We start from the raw sequence: 25727 nt of genomic DNA on the forward strand, positions 1-25727 counted from the left end.
CCCGCGGGTGAGGCCCGAGGGCCCGGGGGCCGCCGCTGCCCCGGGCCCTCGGTTCGGGCCCTCGTTCACCTGCGTTCGAGCAGGACGAGCACCTCGTAGTGCCCGGTGTTGGGGAACATGTCGAGCAGCCGCGCCCGCACCGGCCGCAGCGACGGCATCTCGGCGAGGTCGCGCGCCAGCGTCTGGGCGTTGCAGCTGGAGTAGAGGACCCCGGGCACGCCGGACTCCTCGAGCCACCGGCTGAGGTCGGCGCCGATCCCGCGCCGGGGTGGGTTCACCACGACCAGGTCCGGTGGCGCATCGCGGGAGGTCGCCCAGGCGATGGCGTCGCCCGCCTCGAACCGGACGCCGGTCAGCCCGAGCTCGTCGCGGCTCTGCTCGGCGCTCGCGATCGCCTCCGTGCTGACCTCGATGCCGACGACCTCGCGACCCGGAGCGGCCACGTGGAGGGCGAAGCCGCCCACGCCGCAGTAGAGGTCCCAGACGGTCGCGGGCGCGCGCTCGCCCACCCACTCCCGGCCGAGGCGGTAGAGCTCGGCCGCCATCGCGGTGTTGGTCTGGAAGAAGCTCTGCGGGCGCAGGTGCAGGTCGATCCCGTTGACCCGCATCCGCAGCGTGGTCTCGTGGGTCAGCAGGACCTCACGCTCGCCCTCGAGGACCGCCTTGTGCTCGGGCTGGAGGTTGGCCGAGACGACCACGACCTGCGGCAGTGCCTCGCGCAGCCAGCCGAGGTGCTTGCGGACCCGGGCCAGCGACTCCTCCGAGCGCAGCACGAACCGCACCATCAGCTCGCCGTCGGGCGACTCCGTGACGAGGAGGTGCTTGAGCTCGCCGCGGCGGGTCGGCACGTCGTACGGCGTGAGCCGGGCGCGGGTCACGAAGTCCGCCAGCACCGGCAGGGCCGCACGCAGGCCGTCGGTGTGCAGCCCGCAGCCGCGCAGGTCCACGCCGAGGCCGTCGCGGTCGAGGATCCCCAGCGTGGGCGCCTCGACGGTGCCGCCGGCGACCATCTTGGCCTTGTTGCGGAAGCGCTCCTGCGGGCTGGCGACCGGCGGCAGCCACACCAGCCCGTCGAAGCCGGCCAGCAGCTGCTCGCAGGCGGCCTGCTTGTCGGCCAGCTGGCGGGCGTAGGGCTGCTCGATCAGGGAGCAGGACCGGCAGCGGCCGGCGTCGTAGTAGTCGCACTGCATGGGACCGCCAGCCTAGTGGCGGCCCGCGCCGGTTCCCGTCCTTCCTACCGCCGGGTAGGTTCCCCCCAGGACCCGATCCGAGGCCCCGATCGAGGAGTACGCCGATGCAGCTGGAGCTGTCCGCCGAGGACGCCGCGTTCCGCGAGGAGATGCGGGCCTTCTTCACCACGAAGGTCCCGCAGGAGATCCGCGACGCCGTCGCCGCGCGCCAGGAGCTGACCAAGGAGCAGATCGTCGAGAGCCAGCGGGTGCTCAACGCCGCCGGCCTCGCCGTGCCCCACTGGCCCGTCGAGTGGGGCGGCCAGGACTGGAGCGAGCTGCGCCGCCACATCTGGCACGACGAGATGCAGCGCGCGTGCGTGCCGCTGCCGCTGGCCTTCAACGCCTCGATGGTCGGCCCGGTGATCGCGCAGTTCGGGTCGCAGGAGATCAAGGAACGCTTCCTGGCCAAGACGGCCAACCTCGACATCTGGTGGTCGCAGGGCTTCTCCGAGCCCGACGCCGGCTCCGACCTCGCCTCGCTGCGGACGACCGCGGTGAAGGACGGCGACGAGTTCGTCGTCAACGGCCAGAAGACGTGGACCACGCTCGGCCAGCACGGCGACTGGATCTTCTGCCTCGTCCGCACCGACCCCGAGGCCAAGAAGCAGCGCGGCATCTCCTTCCTGCTCATCGACATGACCTCCCCCGGCGTCACGGTCCGCCCGATCGAGCTGATCGACGGCGGCCACGAGGTCAACGAGGTGTGGTTCGAGGACGTCCGCGTCCCGGCCGACAACCTCGTCGGCGAGCTCAACGCCGGCTGGGACTACGCGAAGTTCCTGCTCGGCAACGAGCGCGTCGGGGTGGCCCCCGTCGGCGCCACCAAGCGGGTCCTCGCCCAGGCCAAGGAGTACGCCGGCGACCAGCTCGCCGACCCGCTCATCGCCGCCCGCTTCGCCGAGCTGGAGAACGAGCTGCTGGCCCTCGAGCTCACCGTGCTCCGGGTCGCCGCACACTCCGCCGACGGCAAGCCGCACCCCGCCTCGTCGGTCCTCAAGCTCAAGGGCACCGAGCTCCAGCAAGCCGTCTCCGAGCTCGTCGTCGACCTGGCCGGGCCGGCCTCGCTGGCCTCCGGGGCCGGGTCCGACAGCTCGGACCTGCCGGCCTGGACGCACCGCGCCACGCCGGCGTACCTCAACCTCCGCAAGGCCTCGATCTACGGCGGGTCCAACGAGATCCAGCGCCAGATCATCGCCAAGACGATCCTCGGACTCTGAGCCGGACTGCTGGGAAAGGCACTTCCATGGACTTCACCTACGACGAGGAGCAGCAGGCGCTCCGCGAGGCCGTCCGCGGCCTGGTCGGCAAGACCTACGCCGACTACGAGAACCGCCGCCGCACGGTGGCCGAGGACCCGGGCTACGACGAGAAGCTGTGGGCGCGGCTGGCCGAGATGGGCGTGCTCGGGCTGCCCTTCCACGAGGAGGACGGCGGCTCCGGCGCCGGCCCCGTGGAGGTCGCGATCGTGGCCGAGGAGATCGGCCGCGTGCTCGCACCCGAGCCCTACCTGACCGCCGTCGTCCTGGCCGGTGGACTGGTCGCCGCGGCCGGCTCGGCCGAGCAGCGCGCCGACGTGCTGGGCGCCCTCTCCGCCGGTGAGCGGCTGCTCGCCTTCGCGCACGCCGAGCCGGGCGCACGCTGGACCGCGTCCGCCACGGCGGTCACGGCCACGGGCGAGGGCTCGTCGTGGACCGTGTCCGGCACCAAGGAGCCGGTCCCCCACGGCGCCCGGGCCGACCAGCTCGTCGTGTCCGCCGCGCTGCCCGACGGCGGCACGGGCCTCTTCCTCGTCGACCCGTCGGCCGACGGCGTCACCCGCGACGGCTACGCCACCCACGACGGTGGCCGCGCCGCCCGCATCGCCTTCGCCGACGCGTCCGCCACGCCCCTCGGTGAGCCCGGCGCCGACCGCACGCCCACCATCGGCGCGGTGCTCGACATCGCCCGCGTGATGGCCTGCAACGAGGCGATCGGCCTGATGGAGGTGGCCCTGTCGACGACGACGGAGTATCTCCGCAACCGCAAGCAGTTCGGCGTCCCGCTCAACACCTTCCAGGCGCTGAACTTCCGGGCCGCCGACATGTACGTCTCCCTCGAGCTCGCCAAGTCGATGACGGTGTGGGCCACGATGGTGCTGGCGGCCGGCAAGCCCGACCAGATGGCCGAGGCGGCCTCGCGGGCCGCGCTCCAGGTCAGCCGCGCCTCCCGCCACGTCGGCCAGGAGGCCATCCAGCTGCACGGCGGCATCGGCATGACCGCGGAGTACTCCATCGGCAGCTACACCAGCCGCCTCACCGCGCTCGACCACCTGCTCGGCGACGGCAACTTCCACCTCACCCAGCTGTCGGCCACCGTGGCCGACCACGAGCAGGTGGACCCGCTGCCGTAGGCGGTCAGCCCCCGACGTGCACGTGCGGCCGGCGGGCGTCGTCGGGCTCGGCGCGCCGGAGGATCTCGCGCGTGAGCGGAGGTACGTCGCCCTCACCCGCGAACAGGAACCGGAGCGCGTTCTCGCCCGGCCCGTTCTCGCTCCACTCGAGGTAGACGTGCGGCGGCTCGTCGAGCATCTCGCCGAGCGCGAGCAGCACGGCCGCCAGCACGTTGGGGATGCTGGTGCCCCGCGCCCGCAGGACGTGGTGGCCGGCGATCGTCAGGCCGGTGACCGGGACGCTGGAGGCGAAGTCGCTGGCGTCGGTGACCTCCACCTCGAGGAAGAGCGTCGAGTCGTCCTCGGTCAGGTGGTTGTCCTTGCGGACCTCGGCCGCCTTCTCGTCGTACTCCTCCTGGTCGCCCTCGTCGAGCTGGTTGGCGATGAAGCGCAGCGGCTGCGGTCCGCGCGCGGCGTGGTCGATCAGCTCGCGGGCGGCCTTGTCGAAGTCGACGTGCGCGACGCGCAGCTCGGTGCTGCGGGTGATCCGGGAGACGAGCGAGATCACCAGGATCATCAGCACGAACACCAGCGCGATCATCAGGCCCTCGGGACGGTCCAGGATCGTCACGGAGATCGTGTAGACGAAGACCGCCGAGACCAGGCCGAAGAAGGCCGCGACCGGGCGGTGGCCGCGGCGCCACTCGGTCAGCGTCACCGCGACGGCCGCCGAGGTCATCAGGGCCAGCACGCCGGTCGCGTAGGCGCCGGCCTGCTTGTCGACGGACGCGTGGAAGAGGATCGTGACGACGGCCGCGATGGCGGAGAACACGAGCACCAGCGGCCGGGTCGAGCGAGCCCACTCCGGCGCCATGCCGTAGCGGGGCAGGTAGCGCGGCACGATGTTGAGCAGCCCCGCCATCGCCGAGGCGCCGGCGAACCACAGGATGCCGATGGTGGCTGCGTCGTACGCCGTGCCGAAGCCCTCACCGAGCGAGCCGTGCGCGAGGTAGGCCAGGGCCCGGCCGTTGGCCTCGCCGCCGGGCTCGAAGGCGTCCGCGGGGATGAGCAGCGTGGTCACCAGCGAGGAGCCCATCAGCATCACGCTCATGATCAGCGCGGCCGTCGTGAGCAGCCGCCGGGCGTTGCGGATCCGGCCCTTCGGCTCGGCGTGCGTGTCGGACTCGTCGCCCTCGACCAGCGGCATCACCACGACGCCGGTCTCGAAGCCGGACAGGCCGAGCGCCAGCGCCGGGAAGACCAGCAGCGAGGCGCCGATGATGCCCAGCGGTGAGGAGTGGGCGTCGGTCATCGCCGAGGTCCAGTCACTGAACGTCGTGGTGTCGGCGAAGACCTGGGAGAAGCCGTCGACCACGACAACCAGGCTGAGCCCGAGGTAGATCGTCACCAGCACGACCGCGATGCCGATGGCCTCGCTGAAGCCCTTGAGGAAGACCGCCGCGAGCAGAGCGAGCAGGCCCAGGGTCACCCACACCCGGTGCCCGGAGAGGGTGTCGTGCAGGTAGGGGTTCTCCGCGAGGTGGGCGGTCGCGTCCGCCGCGGAGAGGGTGATCGTGATGATGAACCCCGTGGCCACGAAGCCGATGAGCGCCAGCACCAGGAGCTTGCTCGGCCAGTAGGACAGCAGCTTCTCGAGCATCGAGAGGCTGCCGTCGCCGTGCGGGCTCTCCTGCGCGACCCGGCGGTACATCGGCAGCGCCCCGAAGAGCGTCACCAGCACGAGCACGAGGGTCGCCACCGGAGCGAGCGCTCCCGCCGCCAGGGCCGCGATCCCGGGCTGGTAGCCGAGCGTGGAGAAGTAGTCCACGCCGGTCAGGCACATCACCTGCCACCACGGCTTGACCTTGTGCTGGGACGCCTCGCGCTCCCGGTCGCTCTGGCCGCTCGGGTCGGGATGCTCGGTCTGGAAGAACCAGCGCCTCGCAGCGGTCGCCTGCGTCGTACTCATCACAGGCGGAACTGTAGGTGCCGCCTCCCGAAGCCTCAGCCGGCCCCGACCACGTGCGCGTCCGGCCCGGGGTAGACCAGCCCCTCGTGGCCGTCCAGCCACTTCACGACGTACGGCGGTGCGCCGTCCTCGCCGTGCACCTCGATGATCTCGCCCTCGCGCCGGTGGGCCTCCGCGGCCCGGCTCTCGACGACCAGACGGTCTCCGACCTTTGCCTGCACCCTGACCACCTCCTGCTCTCCCATGATGCTCCGCTTCGAGGGGCCCGCAAGCCCCAGAAGACCCCTCCCCACGGGAAGGACGGCCCACCGCCCCCGAAGCAGCGGGCCGTCCGGTCCGGGACCGGGTTGTTCGCCGGTCAGTCGTCGTGCCCGCGCCCGCCGAGGTCGGCGGTCCAGATCTCGCCGTCCAGCGTCACGACGTACGCGCGATGCCCCACGATCTCCAGCGACGTCGGCCGGTCGAGCGCGGTCGTCACGGTCGTCATCGTGCCGTCGGCGTTGACCCGCAGGATCGACCCGGTGTCCGGCATCGCCGGCGAGCCCGGCTGGTCGCCGGCGTGGAAGGTGCCCTGGGACAGGGCGTAGAGGGTCCGGCCGTGGTGGCCCGGCCCGAGCTCGACGTCGACGTTCAGCGGAGCTCCCGACGCCACGTCGGTCGCGGTGGCGTCACCGGGCTCGAACCGCACCACCTTGCCGGTGGCGGCCAGGTGCGGCACCGGTCCTGCCTCGGCGAGATAGAGCGTGTGTCCCTGGCGCGCCATTCCGGTCGGCACGATGTCGCCGAAGGCGATCACCTGCGACACGTTCGATCCGAGCTTCCCGTCGAGGTCGACGAGCAGGACCCGGTTGTGGTGCCCGTCGGTGACGAGCAGGTCGCCGCGCCACGGCTGCAGTGCGTACTGCACGCCACTCGGGACCTCGAAGGCCGTCGCCGGCGGATGCGTCGTCGCCCAGGTGCCGATGTCGGCGACGACCGTGTGGGTCGTGGTGCTGTCGATCCGGTAGATCCCGACCGTGTTGGTGCCGCCGACGTCCGCGCCGACCAGGGTGACCAGCACGTACGCCGTACCGTCCACGAACGCCACGTCCATCGTGCCGCCGAGCGGGATCACGCGCGTCGGGAGGCCGCTGGCGTACGTCGTCTTCGCGCCGGTGGCCGGATCGACCCGGGTGATCCGGCCGGCCAGCGCCTCGGTCACGTAGAGGGCGCCGTCGGGGCCGATCGTGCTGCCCCCGCCGCCGGCGAGACCGGACGTGAGCAGGGTGGCGGTGCTGCTGGGGCTCGCGTGGTGGCTGGCGTGGTGGTGCGCGGGCTGGGCCGCGATGGCGGTCTGGGGTGCGGTGAAGGCGATCAAGCCGGCCACGGCGGTGGCGGCGATCAGGAGTGCGCGCTGGGGACGCATGGTTGCTCCGTCGGCAGGTAGGGCTGAGGTCGTATCGACTGGTGCCACCAGCGACCCGAGAGGGGACGCGCGACAGAGGTGGTAGTGGTTCGGCTACGTCGACTCCGACTCTTCCGCCGGCCCGGGCACCTGTCACCCCCGATCTGGGTGATGAGGCCGCACGACGGGCGCTGACAGCCTGTGGTCCTCGGCCCGCCACTCCATCCCGGTCCCGGTCGGGAGCGACACTTGCCGGGGCCGGGATGGTTTTCCACAGATCCGATTTCGCCGGTGTGCCGACTCTCCCGACTCGGGAAGGGTCTCCGGCATGAAGCTCGAGATCGACGGCGGCGGCTACGAGTCCGCCCGCACCGCGTTCGGCGAGGGCAATCAGCTCGGCGCACTCGCGCACCAGCGGCTCGTCGCCGGCCTCACCTCCACCGGCGGGATGGCGGGCGACGACAGCACGTCGCGGGAGTTCGCCACGGCGTACGACGACAGTGCGCGGGAGGCCGTCACCGCCCTCGCCGACCTGGTCGACTCGTTCGCCGGCCTCGGCCGGCTCACCCACGCCACTCTTCTCAACCACGCGCGTGCCGAGGCGCGCTCCGTCGTCGGCGGCACTCCCGTCTACGACGGCGGCGTGGTGCCCGATGTTGGTCCGGGCGCCGGGTACGTCGCCGTCCTCCCGTCCACCCCGCCCACCTGCCTCGGCGCCACCGCCTCAGCCCCCTACGGCCACCTGGTCGGCTGGATCCTCGACCACATCCAGGGCTTCGTCTGGCCCAACGCCGACACCGACCGGCTGCGCGAGGCCGGCGCGACGTGGCGCGCGGCCGCCGACGGGCTGCTGGACCTCGAGACCGCCTGCGACCAGGCCGTCCGCGGCTTCTGGGGCGAGCGCTCCCCCGAGGTCCCCCTCGCCGTCGACGCCACCCACGAGCTGCGCCGCACCGTCCGCACCGTCGCCGACCAGTACGCCGCCCTCGCCGCCGCCTGCGACACCTACGCCGACCAGGTCGACGCCAAGCGCCACGAGGTCATCGACCTCGCCGAGTGGCTCCTCGAGCAGGTCGTCGAGGGCATCGCCATCAGCGCCGCCATCGGCGTCCTCACCGGTGGCGGCGGCGCCATCGCCGGCGGCAGCGCCACCGTCGCCCGCGTCGGTGCCGAGACCCCGCGCTTCCTCGAGATCCTCACCTCCCTCAAGGCGCTGTCCGCCTCCACCGCCGGCACCGTCCGCGCCACCCGCGACGCCCTCCGCTCCACGCGGGGTGTGCTGGTGAAGTTCAAGGAGGCGTCCGTGGCTCGGTCGGTGGCCCAGGGTGAACGCGGTGAGTTCCGGGTGCTCTGGGACAGACCGGGCTGGTTGGCGAAGCACGAGAACGGTCCGAGCCACACCCTCGCCAAACACGTCGGCCAGTCGGAGGGCCAGTTGGCAGATCGTTTCACTGGTCCGAAGCCCCCACAGTTCGCGTCGACCTTTTCGAACCAGTCGTCGGCCGAGCGGCTCATCGGCGAGGTGCTCAACCGGCGTATCGCACAGATCGAGGAGTGGCTTGCATCCGGTCATCGCCGACTGCGGCTCGATGACGTGTGCGAAGGTTCGTCTGGCGTTTCGATGGATGGCTCAGGTGCCATGCATGAGGTGTCCGGCATCAGAGTGATCCTGCAGCGCGACGCTTCCATGCCCGACGGGTACCGGATTCTCACGGCCTTTCCGCAACCGTGATGACTAAGGAGGACAAGGTGCACACGCCAGCACTAGAGCATCTCGTCGGTGCGTACTTTCACCAGGACTGGTACACCGAGCATGAAGACGAATGGCTGACGCTTCGCGACTTTCTCGAGGGAGAGCCGCACTTGGCACCGCTCCTCCCCGGCGAGATCAAGCAACTCTTGATCGCCATGCCGAGCGAAGCCGACATCGAGGCCCACCTGTCGGCGCTCGGGTCCTGCTACACGGTCGATCCCGGGACCACGTATCGCGACTGGCTCGTCGAGGTCGCCGCGCGCACCGAGGAGTACCTGGTGCACGGCTGAGCCGCCACCGAGTCCGAGGACGTCATACGGAAAGAGCCCTATGACTCACGGAACGCATGACGTCCTGGGGCCGGCCACCTCGGTTGTCCACAGATCCGATTTCGAGCGTTTCAGCGGCGGGAAGTCATGGGTAACGTCGCTGGTGTCGCCCTCGTTGGGTGATCGTGGATCTCGGGAAGGATCGGCGCGTGCATCGCTCTCGGACGGCGTTCGCTCTCGGCCTCACAGTGCCGCTGCTTCTCGTCAGCGCCTGCTCGGGGGACCCCGAGCCCAAGGTCGCCCCTCCCACGTCACCCAGTACGTCGATCTCTACCTCGCCGTCGCCTTCCGGCCCGGTTGAACCGGTCATGCCGGAGGCCGCCAAGGCGCACACCGCGGCTGGCGCCGAAGCCTTCGTGAAGTTCTTCTGGGACATGGCCAACTACGCGCAGGCCACGGGGAAAACTGACGGCCTAGAACGCTTGGCGGCGCCCACGTGTCAGGCCTGCGCAGCCGCCACGGACTTCGTGAACGCCCTCTACGCCAAGGGGGGACACATTGAAGGTGGGGTCTATTCGCTTATGGACCTCGAATCCAAGCGGCTGTACTACCGAGACCACGTCATTTTTCGCGAGACCTTCCGCACGCATAACACCGACCAGGTGGTGTTCGAGCCCGGAAAGAAAGAGCGGAAGTTCCCCGAATCCACCGTCGATGTTGTGTTCACGATGGACTTTGGACACTCGGGTTGGAAGGTCGGCGTCTGGCAGGTCCCTTCATGAGAGCCCTGGCCAAGATTGTCGTCCTCATGTTTGTCGTTCTCGCCCTACCCAACGCGCGCAACGTTGCTGCGTTCGCCGACTGTGGCCAGCCGGTAACCAATACTGGCGCGAGCCCAGCTGGTGGGGCTCTGAATGTGGTCTCGCAGCAGACAGGCGGTAACTGCGGCACAGACCCGGAAGCAACGATCGCCGGCGCGGCGGGCACCTGGCACAGCCATCCCATCTGCGAGGACGGAGGTGGCGCTCTCTGCAATCAGACTGCGCTGTGCGCGGATGGATCGCCCGTCATGTGGGTCTGGTTCGAGGCACCGGACGGCGAGATTCTCAGTCAGGGGACCTTCTGTCCCGAAACCGGCGTCACAGCCCAACCCCAGATCACCAACGCCCTGGTCCTCCGCGCCCTCCGGCGCATCGACCTTCCGAAGTCCGAGCTGACCGTCCAACCCGCGAACGGCCGGACCCTGGTCAACTTCGACACGAACTTCTACACCGAGCAGGGCGCCTTCGACCGCACCGTCCGCCTCCTGGGGCAGCGAGTCGACCTGCACATCTGGCCCAGCCAGTTCAACTGGGTCTTCGACGACGGCCGCAGCCTCAGCAGCACGAGCCCGGGCGCGCCGTACCCCCACCTCGACATCACCCACCGCTACACCCGCAAGGGCAAGCTCGCGCCGAGCGTCGACACGACGTACGCCGCCCGCTACCGCGTGAACGGCGGACCCTGGCGCGACGTCACCGGCACCGTCACGATCCCGGGCAGCCCGGTCCCGCTCGAGGTGACGACCGCCAGTCCCGTCCTCGTCGGCTACCACTAGCCACACTGCCCGGGACGTCATACGAACCGAGCCCCCTGGCCACCGGGTCGCATGACGTCCCGACCAAACCCGGGAACCTTTTCCGCCCTCCGGTGCGACAGTGTCAGCATGGGAGCCCTCGCGGCTGACAGCCGGGCACACGCCGACCACGACGACACGGTCCTCGTCGCCCTGGTTGCCGGCGGCGACACGGGGGCCCTCGAGGAGCTCTACCGCCGCCACTCCCCGTGGCTGTTCGCCCGCCTGATGCGGCGCTGCAACGACTCCGAGGTCGTCACCGACGTCGTCCAGGACACCTTCGTCGCCCTCTGGAAGGACGCTCGCCGCTTCCGGGGCACGGGCGAGGTCGCGGCGTGGCTCTGGGGCATCGCGTTCCGCCGGATGGTCTCGCGCCTCCGCTCCCGCAAGGACGTCCTCCTCCTCCCCGAGTGGGAGGCCGGCCAGACCCCGGCGGCCGAGGACGAGGTCCTCCTCGGGGTCGAGTACGGCGACCTCGCGGGCGCCCTGCGCCGCCTCTCCCCCGAGTTCCGCTCGGTCGTCCAGGCGGTCGTGCTCGACGGCCTGACCACCAAGGAGGCCGGGCGGCTGCTCGGCGTACGCGAGAACACAGTGAAGACCCGTCTCCACCGCGCCAAGGCCCAGTTGCGCGGCTCGCTCGTGGACACCCAGGAGGCATGACGATGACGACCCAGCACTGGCACGCCGACGCCGAACTCCTGAGCGCGTACGTCGCGGGCGAGCTCGACGCCATCAGCGGCGCGTCCGTGGAGCAGCACCTCGTCCGCTGCGCCGAGTGCCGTACGGCGATCGCCGCCCACGTCCCCGCCCCCGCCCTCGACCGCGCGTGGGCCGGGGTCCGCGACGCCGTGCAGAGCCCGCCCCTCCCGCTCCCGATCCGGATCGCCCGCCGCTGCGGCGTCAGCGAGCCGACCGCGGTGCTCCTCGCCGCGACCGCCTCCCTGCGCACCGCTTGGCTGGTGGGCGCGTTCGTGGCGGTCGGGTTCGCGACGTTCGCGGTGATGGTGGCCGGCCAGGACCACGTCGCGCCGTTTCTGCTGGTCGCGCCGATGGTCCCGGTGATCGGCGTCGCCGCGGCCTACGGACCCGACCAGGACCCGCTCGAGGCGCTCGTCGTCACGGCCCCGTTCGGCCGGACCCGCCTCATCCTCATCCGCACCCTCGCCGTCCTCGTCTCGGTGCTCCCGTTCACCGCCGCCCTCGGCCTGCTCCTCCCCGGCCCGGACTGGCTCGCGGCCGCCTGGCTGGGGCCGGCGCTCGCCCTGGTCCCCGTCCTGCTGGCGGTCTCCAGCTTCGTCGGCCCCCGCACCGGCGCGGCCGTGCTGTCGATCGCGTGGAGCGGCGTCGTGCTGCTCTCGGTCCGCCACTTCCCCGCCACCTGGCCCGTCCAGGCCACCCAGCAGCTCGCCTACCTCGCCCTCGCCCTCGCCTCCTGCGGCGTCCTGGCGCTGCAGGCCCGCCGCGACCGGAAGATCGGAGCGCTGCTGTGAACACCGTCGAGCTCCACGGCGTCACCAAGTCCTTCGGCCGCACCCGCGCGCTGACCGACGTCGACCTCACCTTCGACCGCGGCGTGACCGGCCTCCTCGGCCCCAACGGCGCCGGCAAGACCACGCTGCTGCGGATCGTGGCCACCTCGATCGCCGCCGACAAGGGCCGCGTCAGCCTCCTCGGCCGCGACCCGGGCGGCTCCCACGACGACGTGACCGCGATCCGCCGCCAGCTCGGCTACCTCCCCCAGGAGCTCGGCTATCCCGGCGACATGACCGCATTCGGCTTCGTCGAGTACGTCGCGGTCCTCAAGGAGTGGAACGACCGCCAGCGGCGGCTCGCCGAGGTACGCCGCGTCCTGGCCCTCGTCGATCTCGCCGAGCTGGCGACCAAGCGGGTCACCAAGCTCTCCGGCGGCCAGCGCCGCCGCGTCGCGCTCGCCCAGGCACTGATCGGCGACCCGCGGATCCTGGTCCTGGACGAGCCGACGACCGGTCTCGACCCCAGCCAGCGCGCGGACCTGCGCCGCACCCTCTCCGTCATCGCCAACGACTGCGCCGTGCTCCTTTCCACCCACCAGACCGAGGACGTCGCCGCGCTGTGCGAGCGGGTCGTGGTGCTGGCGGGAGGCACGATCCGCTTCGACGGTCCGGTCGCCGACCTGATCGCCACCGCCGAGGGCCTGGTCTGGCTCTCCGACGACCCCGCACCGGACGCGCTCGCCAGCTGGCGCACCGGCACCGGTCGTCACCACGTCGTGGGCGGGACGCCGCCCCTTGGCTCCGTCGCCACGGAGCCGACCCTCGAGGACGCCTACCTGCTCATGCTCGGCGCCGACGCGCGGAACGTTCGCGCCCCGGCCTGATCTGCCTCTCACCTCGGGCCCTCACTCATCCCCACAGGAGCACCCCATGGCCAGCATCTCCCTGCCCGCGACCGGCACCGGCGGCGCCGGCGGCCTCGGCACCATGGCCGGCATCGAGGCCCGCCGCCTCGTCCGGCACCCCGTCTTCCTCATCGGCGTCCTGCTCGCCTTCGGCGTCACGGTGCTGACGTTCGTGACGGCCAGCGAGCCCGCCGACGACCCCACGATCGGCGACCTGCTGTCCTGGCCGGTCATCCCCGCCTTCTTCATCGGCCTGACCAGCCTGGTCGCGATGGCCCGCCTCACCCGGTCCACCGAGGCCGCCGTCGAGGCGGTCGGGACGGCGCCGGGCACCGAGGGACGCCGTACGGCGGCGCTCGCCCTCGCCTGCTTCGTCCCCTGCGCCGTCGGGGTCGTGTGGACCGCGATGATGCTCGCGATGGTGGCCGCCAAGCCGCCGGCGCCGCAGGAGTGGTGGTTCGACACCATGCCCGACTGGCAGGTGTGGAGCATCCTGGTCGCTCTCGGACCGGTCGCCTGCCTGGGCGGCGGACTCCTCGGCGTGCTGACCGGTCGCTGGGTGACGTTCCCCGGCGCGGCCGCCGTCGTCGTGGTGGGCCTCGTCGCCCTGGACCTGGTCGGGCAGATCGGGTCGACGGGCGGCGCGTCCGAGCTGCGACTGTGGGTGCCGTGGGCGATGTTCCACTCGGGCACCAACACCGACGGCACCGCCGACGTCGGCGCGGGCAACCCGCTCTTCTACCTGGGCTACGTCCTGTGCCTGTGCGCCGCGGCCGCACTCGTCGCGATCTGGCACGACAAGGCCGCCCGCACCCGCCAGCTGCGCACCGCGATCGTGGCCGTGGTGGTCGCCGGGCTGGCGTGCCTGACCCTGGCGATGCTCACCGGCCCCGGCGAGGTCCGCCACTCCGACCCGATCCCCTACCAGGTCTCGAAGTGACCCTGCGCTGGTGGTACCTCCGCCGCGGCGTCGCCTGGCACCCGCTCCTCGGGTGCTGCGCCGCCGCGGCGCTGGTCACAGGGCTGCTCGCCCGCTGGCCGTCGAACGCCCCGGCCTTCCTCCCCGCACTGCTCGCCCTGTGCGCGGCCGGGTCGGCGTTCGTCTACGACGAGGCGGCGCTCCCCGTCGTCGCCGTCACGCCCCGCGGCGCCGCGTGGCGTCGTACGACGCGGCTCGGCCCGGCCGCCGCACCCCTCGGGCTGTGGACCCTCGTCGTCCTCGCCCGCCCGGGCGACCTCCCGCTCCAGCGGTCGGGATGGTGGCTCGCGGGGGCAGCCACCATCACGCTGGCCGCCGGCCTCGCGGCCCTCGCCTCACGCCGTGAGGTCGGCGCTCCCGGCTCCATGCTCGCCGCGGTGCTGGCCCTCGCCCTGGTGGGGGCGTTGGTCGTCACGAGCTTCCTGGGCTGGGACTCGGTCTACCCGATCGCCGGCTTCAGCGGTGGGGTGTGGACCTTCTGGTTGACCCTCGCCGCCGGCGGAGCGCTGGCGCTGCTGGCCGCGCTGCGGCCCGGGATCCGCGCCTGATCCCGTCGACGGTGTCGAGATCCGTGCCCCGGCTCCGACGTTCGGGTATGAAGGTGGCCGACCGGCCGCCCGGACAAGGGAGAACCTCGATGAAGTACGTCATTCTGATCCACTCCAACCCGCAGCCCTGGGGTCACCCGACGAGCGACCACACGAGTGAGTACCAGGCGTTGCCGGCCCAGCAGCAGAAGGACCTCGGGGATCGGTGGGAGCGGGTGTTCGGTGACGCCGACGCCAAGGGAGAGATCGTCTACGGGTGCGCGCTGGGCGACCCCGCCTCCTCGCGGGTGTTCCACTTCCAGGGCGAGCCGCTCCCGGTCGACGGTCCCTACGCCGAGAGCAAGGAGCACCTGGCCGGCTTCTTCCTGATCGACGTGGAGTCCCAGGAGCGTGCCGAGGAGATCGCCGCCGCCTTCTCGTGCCCCGGCGACACGATCGAGCTCCGCCCGACGATGCGACCGGGCTGCGAGTCCTGACTCCACTCCCCGCCGAGATCGAGGACGTGTGGCGCCACGAGGCGCCGCACGTCCTCGCGGCGCTGCTGCGCCGCGGACCGGCTCTCGAGGACTGCGAGGACGCAGCCCAGGAGGCGTTGGTCGCCGCGGCCGAGCAGTGGCCCCGGGAGGGGATGCCGCAGAACCCGCGCGGCTGGCTGGTCCGGGTCGCCTCCCGCCGCCTGGTCGACGCCCACCGGGCCACGGTCGCGCGCGTCGACCGGGAGGTCCGGGAGATCCGGGAGGAGGTGCCGAGACCGGTCACCTGGAGCGAGCGCACCGGGGACCACGACGACTCCCTCCAGATGCTCGTGCTCTGCTGCCATCCCAGTCTCAGCACGGCCTCGGCCGTCGCGCTGACGCTACGAGCGGTCGGCGGACTGACCACCCGGGAGATCGCGGCCGGGCTGCTGGTGCCCGAGACAACGGCGGCCCAGCGGATCAGCCGCGCCAAGGCCACCCTGCGCGCTGGGGGTGCCCGGTTCGGTGCGGTCGAGGCGGCCGAGCTGCCGCTGCGCCTGCACGCCGTCCGGCACGTGCTGCACCTGGTCTTCACGACCGGAGCCGCTCCACCCTCCGGCGGGGACGTCGTCAACCACGACCTGGTCACCGAGGCCGTCCGCCTCACCGAGCGGCTGCACCGGGCGCTACCCCGCGACCCGGAGACCGCGGGACTGCTCGCCCTGATGTTGCTGGTGCAGGCACGCGCGGCTGCGCGCACGCGCGACGGGCTCCTCGTCCCGCTCGCCGAGCAGGACCGGGCGGTGTGGGACCAGGGGATGATCGCGCGCGGGGTTGCCCTGCTCGAGGAGGCACTCCCGCACGGCCCGGTCGGCCCCTTCCAGCTCCAGGCCGCGATCGCGGCCGTCCACGCCACCGCCCCGTCGCTGGCGTCGACCGACTGGGCCCAGATCCACGAGCTCTACCGGATGCTGCTCGCCGTGGCCCCCAGCCCGGCCGCCGAGCTCGGGGCCGCCATCGCGCTCAGTGAGCTGGACGGACCCGCGGCCGGGCTCGTGGCGCTCCAGCCCCTCCTGGCAGCACGCCCGCGGGACCACCGCGTCCTCGCCGCGATGGCGCACCTGCTCGACGCCCAGGGCAGCCCGGAGGCCGCCGACACCTACCAGCGGGCGGCCGCCCTCACCGACTCCGTCCCCGAGCAGCGCTACCTCAACGCCAGGGCCCGGCACTCCCGGCGGTGACCGCGGCCTTCACCGTGCCGCCGACCGGGGCCTGAGCTCGAGGACGACCGGCACCCCCGCCGACTCGGGCACACAGCAGGTCAGGTCGGCGCGGCAGGCCGGCGGCGGCGACTCGGCCACCAGCGCCCGGCGTACCCCCTCCAGCTGGTCGGCGAACTGCTCCAGCTCCGCGATCCGGTCCGCGACGTCCTCCTGCTTCTCCTCGATCAGGTCGACGACGCGCTGGTGGGCGGCCCCGCAGTTGGTGCCGGCCCAGATGGGCAGCAGCGACGTGATCTGCTCGCAGGTCAGCCCCATCCGCCGGGCCCGGGCGATGAACAGCAGGCGCGCAGCCGCGTCCTGGTCGTAGTCGCGGTAGCCGGACGCGGTGCGACCCGGAGGGGCCAGGAGGCCGACCCGTTCGTAGTACCGCACCGTCGTGGCGGGGAGTCCGGCCGATGCGGCGAGCTCGGAGATCCGCACCCGTCCACGGTAGACCTTGCACCCGGGTGCAGGGTCAAGGTCTTGACCTTGCACCCGAGTTCAACTCCTAGGTTCGGCGACATGGACCGACACCGGGTCGGTCCCCGACCCAGGAGCATCGCCATGAGCACCTTCACCCGCGACAACACCGAGCTCGCCGTCGACGTCCCCGGCGCCGGGCAGCAGCACCGCGCCGAGGCCGGCGGGATGACCATCGCCCTCGAGCGCTGGAACGCAGGGCTCGACACCGCCGAGTGGTTCGCCGACCTGCCCGGCGGCGCCTGCCAGGAGCCGCACTGGGGCTACTGCCTCAAGGGCCGCGTCACCATGCGGTACGCCGACGGCGAGACCGAGGACATCACCGCCGGGCAGGCCTACTACATCCGGCCGGGCCACAACGCCCACCTCGTGGAGGACACGGAGTTCGTCGAGTTCACGCTCGCCGACCGCACGCCCGGCATCAACACCGTCGAGCTCGAGTCCGCCGGCCAGCGGTAGGGCGTGGCCCGTCCGGGTTGCCCCGTCCGCCTCATTGACCGGTCCATTCCCGGCGCCGACACTGCAGGAGTGGGGCGCCGGTGTCGGCGTGGGGCCACCCCCGACGCTGGGCGGTGTCCATGAGGCGATCGACGACAGCGAGGGCCGCGGCGTTGGTGCTCGCGGCGAGCCTGGCCGGCTGCGGCGGCAGCTCCCCGGACACCACGTCCCCACCCGCGACGAGCTCGACCTCCGGATCGGCGACGGCAACGACGTCGTCGTCCCCGTCGCCCGTCGGCACGGTCGCCGACCTGCCGCACCCCGGGCTCATGCTGATCGTGTGCACCGGCGGCACGAGCGGCACGATGCAGCTGCTTGACCTCGACCCCGCCAGCGGTGAGGTGGTCGGCGAGGTCGACCTGACGTCGTACGTCGAGACGGGGCCGTGGAGCAGCGCCTCCCTCGTGACCGCGTGCGACCCGGCGCGGCCGTCGTGGCGGGCGCGCGAGGCCTTCGACCCGACGTTCGGACGGATCGCGATCAGCCTGCCGTTCCCGGACGACGGCACCTACCGGGTGGGGTGGTACGACGTGGCCTCCGGCGACGTCACCGACGTGACGGGTGGCGACGTGGACAGCGGCTTCTCCGGCGGGACGCTGCGGGACATGGAGCCGGTCTTCGACCCGGTGTCCGGCGACCTGTGGTTCGAACGCGGCGACAAGACCATCTCGGTCGATCCTTCGACGATGGCGGAGACCGACCGCGGACCGTTCACGGTCGCCACCAACACCGACAGCCAGCTCGGCGTCGCGAACGGCCATCTCGTGACGACGTTCGGGTTCGTCCCCGACGCCGAGGGCAAGCGCGCCGCCGGCATCGTGCCCGGCAACGACGGAGGCGCCGTCCTTCGCGTGCTCGACGCGAGCCAGGGGGTCATCGACGAGCAGATGTCCGGCACCGACATTCCCTACCCCGGCCCCGGGAACGAGTGCGTGGTCGAGACCTGGCTGGACGCCTCCACCGTCATCGTCGGCGGCCCCAACGGCGCCGACTGCCCGTTCACCAAGGTCGATGTGGACGCCGCGAAGCCGACCCCCGAGCCGGTCCTGCCCGCGGTCACCAACGACCGGCTCAACAACGACTTCGTCGCCTCGCCCGGCGGCCACGGCTTCGCCCTGCTCACCTCGGCGGCCGAGAGCTTCACGGTCTACGAGAGCGACGGCTCGGCCAGCACCGAACCGAAGGAGCTGTGGCAGGCGCCGGCCACCGGCCTCGTCCAGGCCGTGCTGTTGTGCTGGTGCTGAACGCGCCGGCCTATGTCCGCCGGGCGAACCGGACGTCCCCGTTGGGCAGGCGACTGGCGTCGTAGCGGTCGTCGTGGGCGAGATGGTGGTGGTGACTGCAGAGCAGCACCCCGTCAGCCAGGTCGGTCAGCCCGCCCAGGGACCAGGGATGCAGATGGTGTGCCTCACACCAGGCCGCCGGGATCGTGCACCCCTCGGCCCGGCAGCGACCGTCGCGGACGGCCATCGCCTTGCGCTGGGACGCGGAGTAGAGGCGGGCGACCCGCCCCAGGTCGAGCACCTCGGACGGGCCGCCGAGCACGAGGGGCATCAGGTCGGCGTTGCAGGCCAGCCGCCGCGCCTCGCCGGCCGTGATCACCTCACCGGTGCCGAGGGTCGCGACCCCCAGACCGGAGAGCAGGTCGTCCAGCTTGATGGTCACCATGACGGTGGTGGCCGTGCCGCCGTGCTGGGGCAGCACCTTCGAGGGCAGTCGCTCCAGCAGTGCGCAGAACGCCTCACCGAGGCGCCGGCCGTAGGGCAGTCGGGCCACGTCGCCCAGATCGAGGCCGGCACCGTCGGGGTCCCGGTCGTGGCGGCGCGGCGAGGTCATCGACTCGAGGTAGACCTTCAGCCGCGCGGCCACCTGCTCGGGGACCCGGATCCTGATGTCGGTCGACCCGTCGCCGCGGACTCGCATGGTGAGCCGAGTGTCCTTCCGCGCGGCCCGCTCCGCGGCCTCGTGACGACGCCGCTCCTCCTCCGTGGCCACGTCGGGCGCGACCACCTCCAGCACCCCACGACCGAGCACCCGCAGCTCGGAGGGCCCGAAGTGTGCCGCCTCGTCGACGAGGTGCGCCTCGGCCTTGATCCGCACCTCGGCCTCGAGATCCTCGGGCAGCGCGTCGAGGGCGTTCACGATCACGGCGGCCTGGTAGCGGTTGACCCGTCCCTCGGCCAGCGCGTCACCCACCAGCAGGCAGCGGGATCCCAACGCCTCGGCCAGCCGCTGCGCCGCAGCACCCTGCTCGCGGCCGCACCGCGTCTCGTGCGCGAGCCAGGCCCCCGCCGAGCGGGCACCCGCCTCGAGCGCCACGTCGTCGGCTGCCGCCAGCACCCGCAGCGTCAGCTCGTGGAGCCGCTCCTCGTCCCTGGCCAGCGCCCGCAGAGCTGCCGCCTTGTCGTCGGCCGTCATGTAGATCGGCTCCACGCCCGCGACCTCGTCCAGCAGCGCGGCGAGCTGCTCGGCACACCGGTTGACCGGGTGCGTGAGCTCGGGGACGCCTGCTGTCATGCGTGAACTCAACCGGTTGTTGCAAGTCCTTCCGATTGAGTAGAGGTTGCAGCGCATGCCTGGAGCACGGTTGACGGTGGAGCAGCGTCGGACGATTGAACGGGGTTACCGGATCGGTCTTTCGCAGGGACAGATCGCCTCGATCATCGGGAAGTCGCCGTCCACGGTGAGCAGGGAGCTGGCGCGGAGCTTCTCGGCTCCGGGGACCCGTTCGCCCAAGAGGCGCACCGCCCGCTCGGGCGGCCAGGGTTACCAGCGGCCCTACGACGCCGAGCGGGCCCACCGCTTCGCCACGATCAAGGCCCGAAGGCCCAAGGCGCGGCGGCTGGACCACGCGCCGCTGCGTGAGCAGGTGTGGGAGTTGTTGCGTGCGGACTGGTCCCCGGAGCAGATCGCGGCGATGCTGCCGGTGATGTTCCCCCACGACCCGGACATGCGCGTGAGCCACGAGACGATCTACCAGTCCCTGTTCGTCCAGACCAAGGGCGAGCTCAAACGCGAGCTCACCGCCCACCTGCGCAGCCGCCGGACCCGCCGCAAGACCCAGACCGGCGGCGCGAAACGCGTCACCCTGGGCATCACCGATGACATCACCATCCGGGCCCGCCCGGCCGAGGTCGCAGACCGGGCCGTCCCCGGCCACTGGGAGGGAGACCTGCTCCTGGGTGGCACCGGCAAGGGCGCGGTGATCACCCTGGTCGAACGCTCCAGCCGCTACGTGCTGCTGGCCCCGCTGCCGGGCCGGCACACCGCCGAGCTCGCCCGCCTGAGCCTGGCCGAGATGATCGCCACCCTGCCCCTGGAGCTGCGCAAGTCGATCACCTGGGACCGGGGCAGCGAGATGGCCCAGCACGCCCAGTTCAAGATCGACACCGGCCTGCAGATCTACTTCTGCGACCCCCAGTCGCCCTGGCAACGCGGCACCAACGAGAACACCAACGGACTGCTACGTCAGTACTGGCCCAAGGGCGCCGACCTGCGTGGCCTGACCCAGACCGACTGCGACGACGTCGCCCTACGCCTCAACACCCGGCCCCGACAGACGCTGAACTGGCAGACTCCCGGCCAAGCCCTCAACGACGGGCTCGTTGCAACAGCTGTTTGAATCCGCGATGCCTCGATTCTACGCCGCATTACCACAAACCGAAAGCATGTTCGAAAATCTGTGGACAACGCCCACCCCCTGGTCAGCGGGCGAACAGCGCCTTCACGAACGGCACCGAGTCGACCAGCGACGCCTGCATGGTCCCGTTGTGGTCGGTCGGGTAGGTCCGGAACGTCACGTCCGCGCCGTTGGCCGTGATCACGCCGACGTACGCCGCGGTGGTCTCCATCGGGACGTCGGTGTCGACCGCACCGTTGGCCATGAAGACCGGCTTCTCGAACGACGTCTCCGGCATGCCGAGGTAGTCGCGGGCGGCCTGCACGAAGCCGGGCAGCGAGGCCAGCGGCTTGGTGAAGAAGTCGCCGATCGCCGTGCCCTCGAGGGCCTTCTCGAACTCGTTCGTGCAGGCGTGCTCGCCCATGTCGACGAACTTCTTGCCCGTCTCGGTCAGCGCACTGTTGATGTGCAGCTCGGGGTGGACGTAGCGCATGCCGGCGAGGATGTAGGCGAGGTACTCCGTCAGCGCCGGGCTCACGTCGACCGGCGGCACACCCGGCCCGGGCAGCGAGACCAGCAGCTCGATGTACGCCGGAGCGCCGGTCCCGACGCCGCCGCGGAAGTCCAGTGCCTTGCCGCCGAACTCCGTCGCGTACGACGACGTCGCGACCGCCCCGCCCCCGCCCTGCGACTGGCCGATGACGACCCACTTGTTGCTGAGCTTCTCCGACGACGGGAGATCCAGGTTGCGCGCCGCCTTCACCATGTCGACGACGTTGTGCGCGGTCGAGCGGTTGTGCAGGTAGGCGTGCATCCCGGGGGTGCCGAGGCCGGCGTAGTCGCTCGCGACGATCGCGTAGCCCTGCTTCATCCAGGTGCCGAGGTAGGCCCAGTCGCGCTGCGGCAGCGCCGGCCCGACCCGGCTCGGCGCGCAGGCGTCGCCGATGCCGGACGTGCCGTGCGCCCACGAGATCACCGGCCAGCCGCCCTTCGGCGCCTCACCCTTCGGCAGGAACACCGTGCCCGTGCTCAGCGCCTTGTGCCCGAACGCGTCGGTGGTGACGTAGGTCAGCTTCAGCGCCCGGCTCGTGGTCTTCGGGATCCACAGGTCACGGTCGAGCGGGCCCGACTCCAGCACGGTCCCCACCGGCTGGTCGACGCCGTCGCGGGCCGGGGCCGTTGCGGCGTACGACGTCGTGCTGGTCAGCCCGGCCGCCACCAAGGCGGCGGCGAGCAGTGCGATCGGGGTGCGCAGGTGAGTCCTCACGTGACAGGCAACGAGTGCCGGCCGGCGCGGTTACCCCGCTCTCAGACGCCGTCGGTGTGCACGACCCGTCCGCGGCCGAGGTGGCTGTGCCGGTAGCCGTAGAGGCCGTAGACCACGGCACCGAGCACGAACCACACGGCGAACCGCACCCACGTGGCCGTCTGCAGCTGGGTGATCAGCCACAGCGAGAACGCGATGCCGAGCAGGGGCGTGAACGGCATCAGCGGCGCACGGAAGGTGCGCGGCAGGTCGGGCTGGCGGTAGCGCAGCACGATCACCGCGACGGAGACCACGATGAAGGCGAGCAGGATGCCGATGTTGGTGAGCTCGGCGGCGTCCCCGATCGGGACGAAGCCCGCGATCCCCGCCGCGGCGATCCCCACGATCCAGACCGGGCGCGAGGGCGAGTGCTGGTCGTTGGTCTTGGCGAACCACGCCGGCAGCAGGCCGTCGCGGCTGATGGCGAACCAGACCCGCGAGGCGCCGAGGGTGAAGGAGAACAGCACGGTGATGATGCCGACGATGGCGCCGAACGCGACCACCTTCGCGAAGCCCGACAGGCCCACGGACTCGAACGCGACGCCGAAGGCGGCCGAGTCGGCGAGCTCGGTGTAGTTCTGCATGCCGGTGAGCACGGTGGCGGCCAGCAGGTAGAGCACCATCGCGATCGCCAGGGAGAGCACGACGGCCTTCGGCAGGTTGCGCTCCGCGTCCTTGGACTCCTCCGCGGCGGTGCTCATCGCGTCGTACCCAAACACCGCGAAGAAGACCGTGGCCGCGCCCGTGGCGGCGCCGCTGAGGCCATAGGGGAAGTAGGGCGTCAGGTTGTCGCTCTTGACGTAGAAGGCGCCGACCACGATCACCGCGAGCACGATCGCGAGCTTCACGAACACCAGCCAGGTCTCGACCTTGGCGCTGGTCTTGATGCCGCGGTTGAGCAGCCAGGCGACGCCCAGGCAGAGCAGGATCGCGAACAGGTCCACGTGGTGCCCGCCGCCGGTGCCGGGCGCGCCGAGCATCCAGGCCGGCAGGTCGAGGCCGAAGCCGTCGAGCAGGAAGGTGATGTACTGCGAGACGCCGATCGCCACGACGGCGACGATCGCGGTGTACTCCAGCAGCAGGTCCCACCCGATGAACCAGCCGACGGACTCACCGAGCACCGCGTAGCCATAGGTGTACGCCGATCCCGCGCGCGGGATCAGCCCGCCGAACTCGGCATACGACAACGCGGCGCATGCGCTGGCCACGCCGGCGATGAGGAACGACACCGACACCGCCGGCCCGGCGTCGGTCTTGGCGACCGGGCCCGCCAGCGCGAAGATGCCGGCGCCGATGATCGCGCCCAGGCCGATCGCGGTCAGCTGCCACAGCCCGATGCTGCGCTCCAGCCCGCTGTCCCCGGCGTCGTCCTCGATCGGCTTGCGCCGGAAGATCCCGGTCTGTGCGGCCACCTGACGGCCCGTCGCCTGTTCAGTCATCGTGCTTCCTCCTGCCGCGACACCCGAGCCGCGCGCACCCCACGTCTACCGCACGGGCGGGGTCCGGCGCACCCCCCGCGAGGTGGAGTGCGCGCCCGGAGTTCACCCGGCGCCCCCTCACGCGGCGCGCGCGGCACTCAGCTCGGCCAGCAGCTCGAGCCGCCCTCGAGCCGGCTCGGGGACCAGAGCCGCCCAGCGTTCCCAGGCCGCCGCATGGTGCGGATCGACCAGCTGCCGACGAGCCTCGGCGAAGCCCGCCGGGCTCACCACGGCCGCGGCGACGTACGCCGTCATCTCGTTGTCGCCGAGCGTCCCCTCGGCGGCTCGCCGCAGGATCCGGTACGCCGCGCGCCCGACCTCGTCGCGTCCCGCCGCGAGCTGCGCCATCGTGCTGGCGAGCGCCGACGGTGCGGTGAAGCGCTGCACGAGCTCGAGGCTGGGCACGTCGGTGACGAGCTCGCGGTCCTCCCTCAGCAGGATCGACCGGTCCAGCCGGCCGTCACGGAACGCATGGTCGAGGGCAGCCACCCACGCGCCGCGCTCCGTCCCGGCCGCCGTCTCCCTCGCGGTCTGCTCGTCCACCGGCAGCGGTCGCGTGTCGAACATCAGCGCGGGCGTCGTGCCGCTCGGCACCAGCCGCCCCAGCATGAAGTCGCCGGGCTCCATCCCCGAGCACCCACCGAGGTCGAGCAGCGTGCGCGTGCACCCCGAGACGAGCTCACGCACGACCAGGCCACCGGGCCCGGACGACTCGAACCGATAGGCACCCATCCGGGCCCGCACCCACTCACGGGCGAGCACGCTCTCCTCGGCGAGCCGGCCGGCCGCCACGGTGTCGAGGTAGGCCTCGAGCCCGCCGAGCTCGTAGGTGCACAGCTGGTGGAACGCCCAGTCCTCGCCCGCGACCTGCGCGAGGAACGGGACCGGGTCCTCGCCGTCGACGTACGCCTGGCCCACCCTCTCGGAGTGGAACATCCGCACCGTGTAGTCGCGCGCGAACCGGTTGACCTCACCGGCCCGCGTGCCGCACTCCTCGTAGCGCGTGCACTGGTAGGCCACCCACCGGGCCCACAGCCACGGCGTCATCTCCTCCGCGAGGTCCGTGAGCTGGGCAAGCACGATGCGATGGGCGCCGCGGACGAACATCGGCACGCCCTGGTGGTACTCCAGGGCGGTCGCCGCGTCGCCCGTGCGTTCGGCGGCCTGGGAGCTCTCCACGAAGGCGAGGTAGTCGCGCGTCATGAGGTCCGCGATCCGGGGGCCGCGGCGGAATCCGAGGGGCTTGCGAGGTGATCTGGGCATGCCCCCAGACTTCGCCTCGCGACGGCCTCCGAACAAGACACCCGACGCGATCTGTGGACAACCATGCACGCATCCATGGCTGTCCACAGTTCGTGGACGAGGGGTTTGGCTTCAGCTGGTGCTCGGCGCGGTGAAGATCATGAGGCGTACGAACAGAGGAACTCGGGCGCGCCGATCCCGGGGTAGACGTGGATGCCGTCGGGCGAGGTGCTGCGGGCCAGAATCGTGAAGCGGTACGGCAGGTCGAGAGGGATCTCGACGTGTTCGACCATGCCGGGGGTCAACGGACCCGAGACGTAGGCGCTGCTGGTCTCGTCCGTCAGCAGCTCGATCGTCGCCGACGAGCCGTCGTCGGAGCCGTCCTGCACTCCCAGCTCGCCACGGAAGGCCTTGCAGTTACGGCCCGGCGTATGCCGGGTCTCCCAACTGGGAGTGTCGCCGTAGGTCGTCCAACCGGGGTACATCGTGCCGTTGATCGACACCGACGTGTACTGAGTCAGGACCGACCCGGCGGAGTAGTACTTCGGGAAGTCCGCCAGCGGGATCCACCGCCACACCTGGACCTGGGCGACCGTCGATCTCACCGACCCGAGCCCCCGATAGGCGACCACGGCCCGATAGAGCTCCTGGTCCTCGTCGGTCGCCACCACCCGGAAGTTCTTGGTCCGCGAGCCGTTGGCAGTACCGCTGCGAACCACGGTCCACGCCGCATGTCCGTAGATGTCGGTCGTCCGCTTAAGCAGCTTCACAGTCGTTGCCCGCGACGCCGACCCGAATGTCACCGTGACCGGAAGCCAGTCACCCTCAGTGGCGTCGGTGGGTATCGACACCCGCACCATCGGCGCAGCCATCAGCCCGACGTCACCAGGCGT

26 protein-coding genes are annotated in these 25727 nt (G+C 71.6%); 16 read left to right on the plus strand and 10 right to left on the minus strand.

Features of this window, described 5'->3' with window-relative positions; genetic code table 11:
- Positions 1-65: 65 nt before the first annotated feature.
- The gene (gene rlmC, locus FB382_RS15270; protein WP_182540503.1) at positions 66-1190 is read right to left on the minus strand and encodes a 23S rRNA (uracil(747)-C(5))-methyltransferase RlmC; all 1125 of its coding nucleotides are present in this window, start codon (positions 1188-1190) and stop codon (positions 66-68) included.
- A 104-nt stretch (positions 1191-1294) separates the two neighbouring features.
- Here rlmC and FB382_RS15275 point away from each other — a divergent pair, with 104 nt between their 5' ends.
- Positions 1295-2449, plus strand: coding sequence for an acyl-CoA dehydrogenase family protein (locus tag FB382_RS15275; RefSeq protein WP_182540506.1), 1155 nt, complete (start codon positions 1295-1297; stop codon positions 2447-2449).
- 26 nt (positions 2450-2475) lie between these two features.
- The gene (locus tag FB382_RS15280) at positions 2476-3621 is read left to right on the plus strand and encodes an acyl-CoA dehydrogenase family protein (protein WP_182540509.1); all 1146 of its coding nucleotides are present in this window, start codon (positions 2476-2478) and stop codon (positions 3619-3621) included.
- 4 nt (positions 3622-3625) lie between these two features.
- On the opposite strand, the gene FB382_RS15285 is transcribed toward FB382_RS15280, so the two are convergent.
- The 3 genes from FB382_RS15285 to FB382_RS15295 form a co-directional block, all read right to left on the minus strand.
- Positions 3626-5569, minus strand: coding sequence for an APC family permease (locus FB382_RS15285; protein WP_246377197.1), 1944 nt, complete (start codon positions 5567-5569; stop codon positions 3626-3628).
- A gap of 35 nt (positions 5570-5604) precedes the next feature.
- On the minus strand, positions 5605-5814 hold the full coding sequence (locus tag FB382_RS15290; protein WP_125038331.1) for a DUF1918 domain-containing protein: 210 nt from the start codon (positions 5812-5814) through the stop codon (positions 5605-5607).
- A gap of 113 nt (positions 5815-5927) precedes the next feature.
- On the minus strand, positions 5928-6974 hold the full coding sequence (locus tag FB382_RS15295; protein WP_182540511.1) for a ScyD/ScyE family protein: 1047 nt from the start codon (positions 6972-6974) through the stop codon (positions 5928-5930).
- 307 nt (positions 6975-7281) lie between these two features.
- Here FB382_RS15295 and FB382_RS15300 point away from each other — a divergent pair, with 307 nt between their 5' ends.
- From FB382_RS15300 to FB382_RS15350, 11 genes are all read left to right on the plus strand, one after another.
- Positions 7282-8685, plus strand: coding sequence for an RNase A-like domain-containing protein (locus tag FB382_RS15300; protein ID WP_182540513.1), 1404 nt, complete (start codon positions 7282-7284; stop codon positions 8683-8685).
- A 17-nt stretch (positions 8686-8702) separates the two neighbouring features.
- Complete coding sequence (locus FB382_RS15305; RefSeq protein WP_182540516.1) at positions 8703-8996, plus strand: contact-dependent growth inhibition system immunity protein; 294 nt, start codon at positions 8703-8705, stop codon at positions 8994-8996.
- Between the two features lie 188 nt (positions 8997-9184).
- Entirely contained in the window at positions 9185-9757 is a 573-nt protein-coding gene (locus tag FB382_RS15310; RefSeq protein ID WP_182540518.1) for a DUF6318 family protein, read from the plus strand.
- A 287-nt stretch (positions 9758-10044) separates the two neighbouring features.
- Complete coding sequence (locus FB382_RS22280; protein WP_246377201.1) at positions 10045-10572, plus strand: hypothetical protein; 528 nt, start codon at positions 10045-10047, stop codon at positions 10570-10572.
- Between the two features lie 108 nt (positions 10573-10680).
- Positions 10681-11250 carry an RNA polymerase sigma factor gene (locus FB382_RS15320; RefSeq protein WP_182540522.1) on the plus strand — a complete coding sequence of 190 codons (570 nt, stop codon included), beginning with the start codon at positions 10681-10683 and terminating at the stop codon, positions 11248-11250.
- A 2-nt stretch (positions 11251-11252) separates the two neighbouring features.
- Positions 11253-12080, plus strand: a complete 828-nt coding sequence (locus FB382_RS15325) for a zf-HC2 domain-containing protein (protein WP_182540524.1) — start codon at positions 11253-11255, stop codon at positions 12078-12080.
- Positions 12077-12946, plus strand: coding sequence for an ATP-binding cassette domain-containing protein (locus FB382_RS15330; RefSeq protein WP_182540526.1), 870 nt, complete (start codon positions 12077-12079; stop codon positions 12944-12946). Before FB382_RS15325 ends, FB382_RS15330 begins: the two co-directional genes overlap by 4 nt.
- Positions 12947-12992: 46 nt before the next feature.
- The gene (locus tag FB382_RS15335) at positions 12993-13907 is read left to right on the plus strand and encodes a hypothetical protein (RefSeq protein ID WP_182540529.1); all 915 of its coding nucleotides are present in this window, start codon (positions 12993-12995) and stop codon (positions 13905-13907) included.
- Positions 13904-14494 carry a hypothetical protein gene (locus FB382_RS15340; protein WP_182540531.1) on the plus strand — a complete coding sequence of 197 codons (591 nt, stop codon included), beginning with the start codon at positions 13904-13906 and terminating at the stop codon, positions 14492-14494. The genes FB382_RS15335 and FB382_RS15340 overlap by 4 nt, the downstream gene beginning before the upstream one ends.
- A gap of 89 nt (positions 14495-14583) precedes the next feature.
- Positions 14584-14970, plus strand: a complete 387-nt coding sequence (locus FB382_RS15345) for a YciI family protein (RefSeq protein ID WP_182540533.1) — start codon at positions 14584-14586, stop codon at positions 14968-14970.
- Positions 14971-14996: 26 nt separating this feature from the next.
- Entirely contained in the window at positions 14997-16190 is a 1194-nt protein-coding gene (locus tag FB382_RS15350; protein WP_182540535.1) for a DUF6596 domain-containing protein, read from the plus strand.
- 9 nt (positions 16191-16199) lie between these two features.
- On the opposite strand, the gene FB382_RS22285 is transcribed toward FB382_RS15350, so the two are convergent.
- Positions 16200-16652 (minus strand): MerR family transcriptional regulator, encoded by a 453-nt coding sequence (locus FB382_RS22285; RefSeq protein ID WP_182540537.1) that lies wholly within the window; start codon positions 16650-16652, stop codon positions 16200-16202.
- A gap of 123 nt (positions 16653-16775) precedes the next feature.
- Here FB382_RS22285 and FB382_RS15360 point away from each other — a divergent pair, with 123 nt between their 5' ends.
- Positions 16776-17150: a cupin domain-containing protein gene (locus FB382_RS15360; RefSeq protein WP_182540539.1), complete on the plus strand. Its 375-nt coding sequence runs from the start codon at positions 16776-16778 to the stop codon at positions 17148-17150.
- Between the two features lie 119 nt (positions 17151-17269).
- The gene (locus tag FB382_RS15365; protein ID WP_182540541.1) at positions 17270-18433 is read left to right on the plus strand and encodes a hypothetical protein; all 1164 of its coding nucleotides are present in this window, start codon (positions 17270-17272) and stop codon (positions 18431-18433) included.
- 10 nt (positions 18434-18443) lie between these two features.
- Here the strand turns inward: FB382_RS15365 and FB382_RS15370 are convergent, their stop codons facing one another.
- Complete coding sequence (locus FB382_RS15370; protein ID WP_182540543.1) at positions 18444-19706, minus strand: HNH endonuclease signature motif containing protein; 1263 nt, start codon at positions 19704-19706, stop codon at positions 18444-18446.
- Positions 19707-19761: 55 nt separating this feature from the next.
- Between FB382_RS15370 and FB382_RS15375 the strand changes: the two genes are divergently transcribed.
- Positions 19762-20811 carry an IS30 family transposase gene (locus FB382_RS15375; protein WP_246377203.1) on the plus strand — a complete coding sequence of 350 codons (1050 nt, stop codon included), beginning with the start codon at positions 19762-19764 and terminating at the stop codon, positions 20809-20811.
- An 82-nt stretch (positions 20812-20893) separates the two neighbouring features.
- Here FB382_RS15375 and FB382_RS15380 read toward each other — a convergent pair whose 3' ends face one another.
- The 4 genes from FB382_RS15380 to FB382_RS15395 form a co-directional block, all read right to left on the minus strand.
- Positions 20894-22075 carry a lipase family protein gene (locus FB382_RS15380; protein ID WP_220481372.1) on the minus strand — a complete coding sequence of 394 codons (1182 nt, stop codon included), beginning with the start codon at positions 22073-22075 and terminating at the stop codon, positions 20894-20896.
- Positions 22076-22116: 41 nt separating this feature from the next.
- Entirely contained in the window at positions 22117-23553 is a 1437-nt protein-coding gene (locus FB382_RS15385; protein ID WP_182540547.1) for an amino acid permease, read from the minus strand.
- A gap of 117 nt (positions 23554-23670) precedes the next feature.
- Positions 23671-24855 (minus strand): hypothetical protein, encoded by a 1185-nt coding sequence (locus tag FB382_RS15390; RefSeq protein WP_182540549.1) that lies wholly within the window; start codon positions 24853-24855, stop codon positions 23671-23673.
- Between the two features lie 137 nt (positions 24856-24992).
- Positions 24993-25604, minus strand: a complete 612-nt coding sequence (locus FB382_RS15395) for a hypothetical protein (protein WP_182540551.1) — start codon at positions 25602-25604, stop codon at positions 24993-24995.
- Positions 25605-25727: the final 123 nt, after the last annotated feature.

Source organism: Nocardioides ginsengisegetis, assembly GCF_014138045.1.
In the GTDB taxonomy this organism is placed as follows: Bacteria; Actinomycetota; Actinomycetes; order Propionibacteriales; family Nocardioidaceae; genus Nocardioides; species Nocardioides ginsengisegetis.

What these genes read in the sequence shown, in the direction of transcription:
- rlmC (WP_182540503.1), bottom strand. Translation starts at nt 1,190, where the DNA reads ATGCAGTGCGACTACTACGACGCCGGCCGCTGCCGGTCCTGCTCCCTG.
- FB382_RS15275 (WP_182540506.1), top strand. Translation starts at nt 1,295, where the DNA reads ATGCAGCTGGAGCTGTCCGCCGAGGACGCCGCGTTCCGCGAGGAGATG.
- FB382_RS15280 (WP_182540509.1), top strand. Translation starts at nt 2,476, where the DNA reads ATGGACTTCACCTACGACGAGGAGCAGCAGGCGCTCCGCGAGGCCGTC.
- FB382_RS15285 (WP_246377197.1), bottom strand. Translation starts at nt 5,569, where the DNA reads ATGAGTACGACGCAGGCGACCGCTGCGAGGCGCTGGTTCTTCCAGACC.
- FB382_RS15290 (WP_125038331.1), bottom strand. Translation starts at nt 5,814, where the DNA reads ATGGGAGAGCAGGAGGTGGTCAGGGTGCAGGCAAAGGTCGGAGACCGT.
- FB382_RS15295 (WP_182540511.1), bottom strand. Translation starts at nt 6,974, where the DNA reads ATGCGTCCCCAGCGCGCACTCCTGATCGCCGCCACCGCCGTGGCCGGC.
- FB382_RS15300 (WP_182540513.1), top strand. Translation starts at nt 7,282, where the DNA reads ATGAAGCTCGAGATCGACGGCGGCGGCTACGAGTCCGCCCGCACCGCG.
- FB382_RS22280 (WP_246377201.1), top strand. Translation starts at nt 10,045, where the DNA reads ATGTGGGTCTGGTTCGAGGCACCGGACGGCGAGATTCTCAGTCAGGGG.
- FB382_RS15320 (WP_182540522.1), top strand. Translation starts at nt 10,681, where the DNA reads ATGGGAGCCCTCGCGGCTGACAGCCGGGCACACGCCGACCACGACGAC.
- FB382_RS15325 (WP_182540524.1), top strand. Translation starts at nt 11,253, where the DNA reads ATGACGACCCAGCACTGGCACGCCGACGCCGAACTCCTGAGCGCGTAC.
- FB382_RS15335 (WP_182540529.1), top strand. Translation starts at nt 12,993, where the DNA reads ATGGCCAGCATCTCCCTGCCCGCGACCGGCACCGGCGGCGCCGGCGGC.
- FB382_RS15345 (WP_182540533.1), top strand. Translation starts at nt 14,584, where the DNA reads ATGAAGTACGTCATTCTGATCCACTCCAACCCGCAGCCCTGGGGTCAC.
- FB382_RS15360 (WP_182540539.1), top strand. Translation starts at nt 16,776, where the DNA reads ATGAGCACCTTCACCCGCGACAACACCGAGCTCGCCGTCGACGTCCCC.
- FB382_RS15365 (WP_182540541.1), top strand. Translation starts at nt 17,270, where the DNA reads ATGAGGCGATCGACGACAGCGAGGGCCGCGGCGTTGGTGCTCGCGGCG.
- FB382_RS15370 (WP_182540543.1), bottom strand. Translation starts at nt 19,706, where the DNA reads ATGACAGCAGGCGTCCCCGAGCTCACGCACCCGGTCAACCGGTGTGCC.
- FB382_RS15375 (WP_246377203.1), top strand. Translation starts at nt 19,762, where the DNA reads ATGCCTGGAGCACGGTTGACGGTGGAGCAGCGTCGGACGATTGAACGG.
- FB382_RS15385 (WP_182540547.1), bottom strand. Translation starts at nt 23,553, where the DNA reads ATGACTGAACAGGCGACGGGCCGTCAGGTGGCCGCACAGACCGGGATC.
- FB382_RS15390 (WP_182540549.1), bottom strand. Translation starts at nt 24,855, where the DNA reads ATGCCCAGATCACCTCGCAAGCCCCTCGGATTCCGCCGCGGCCCCCGG.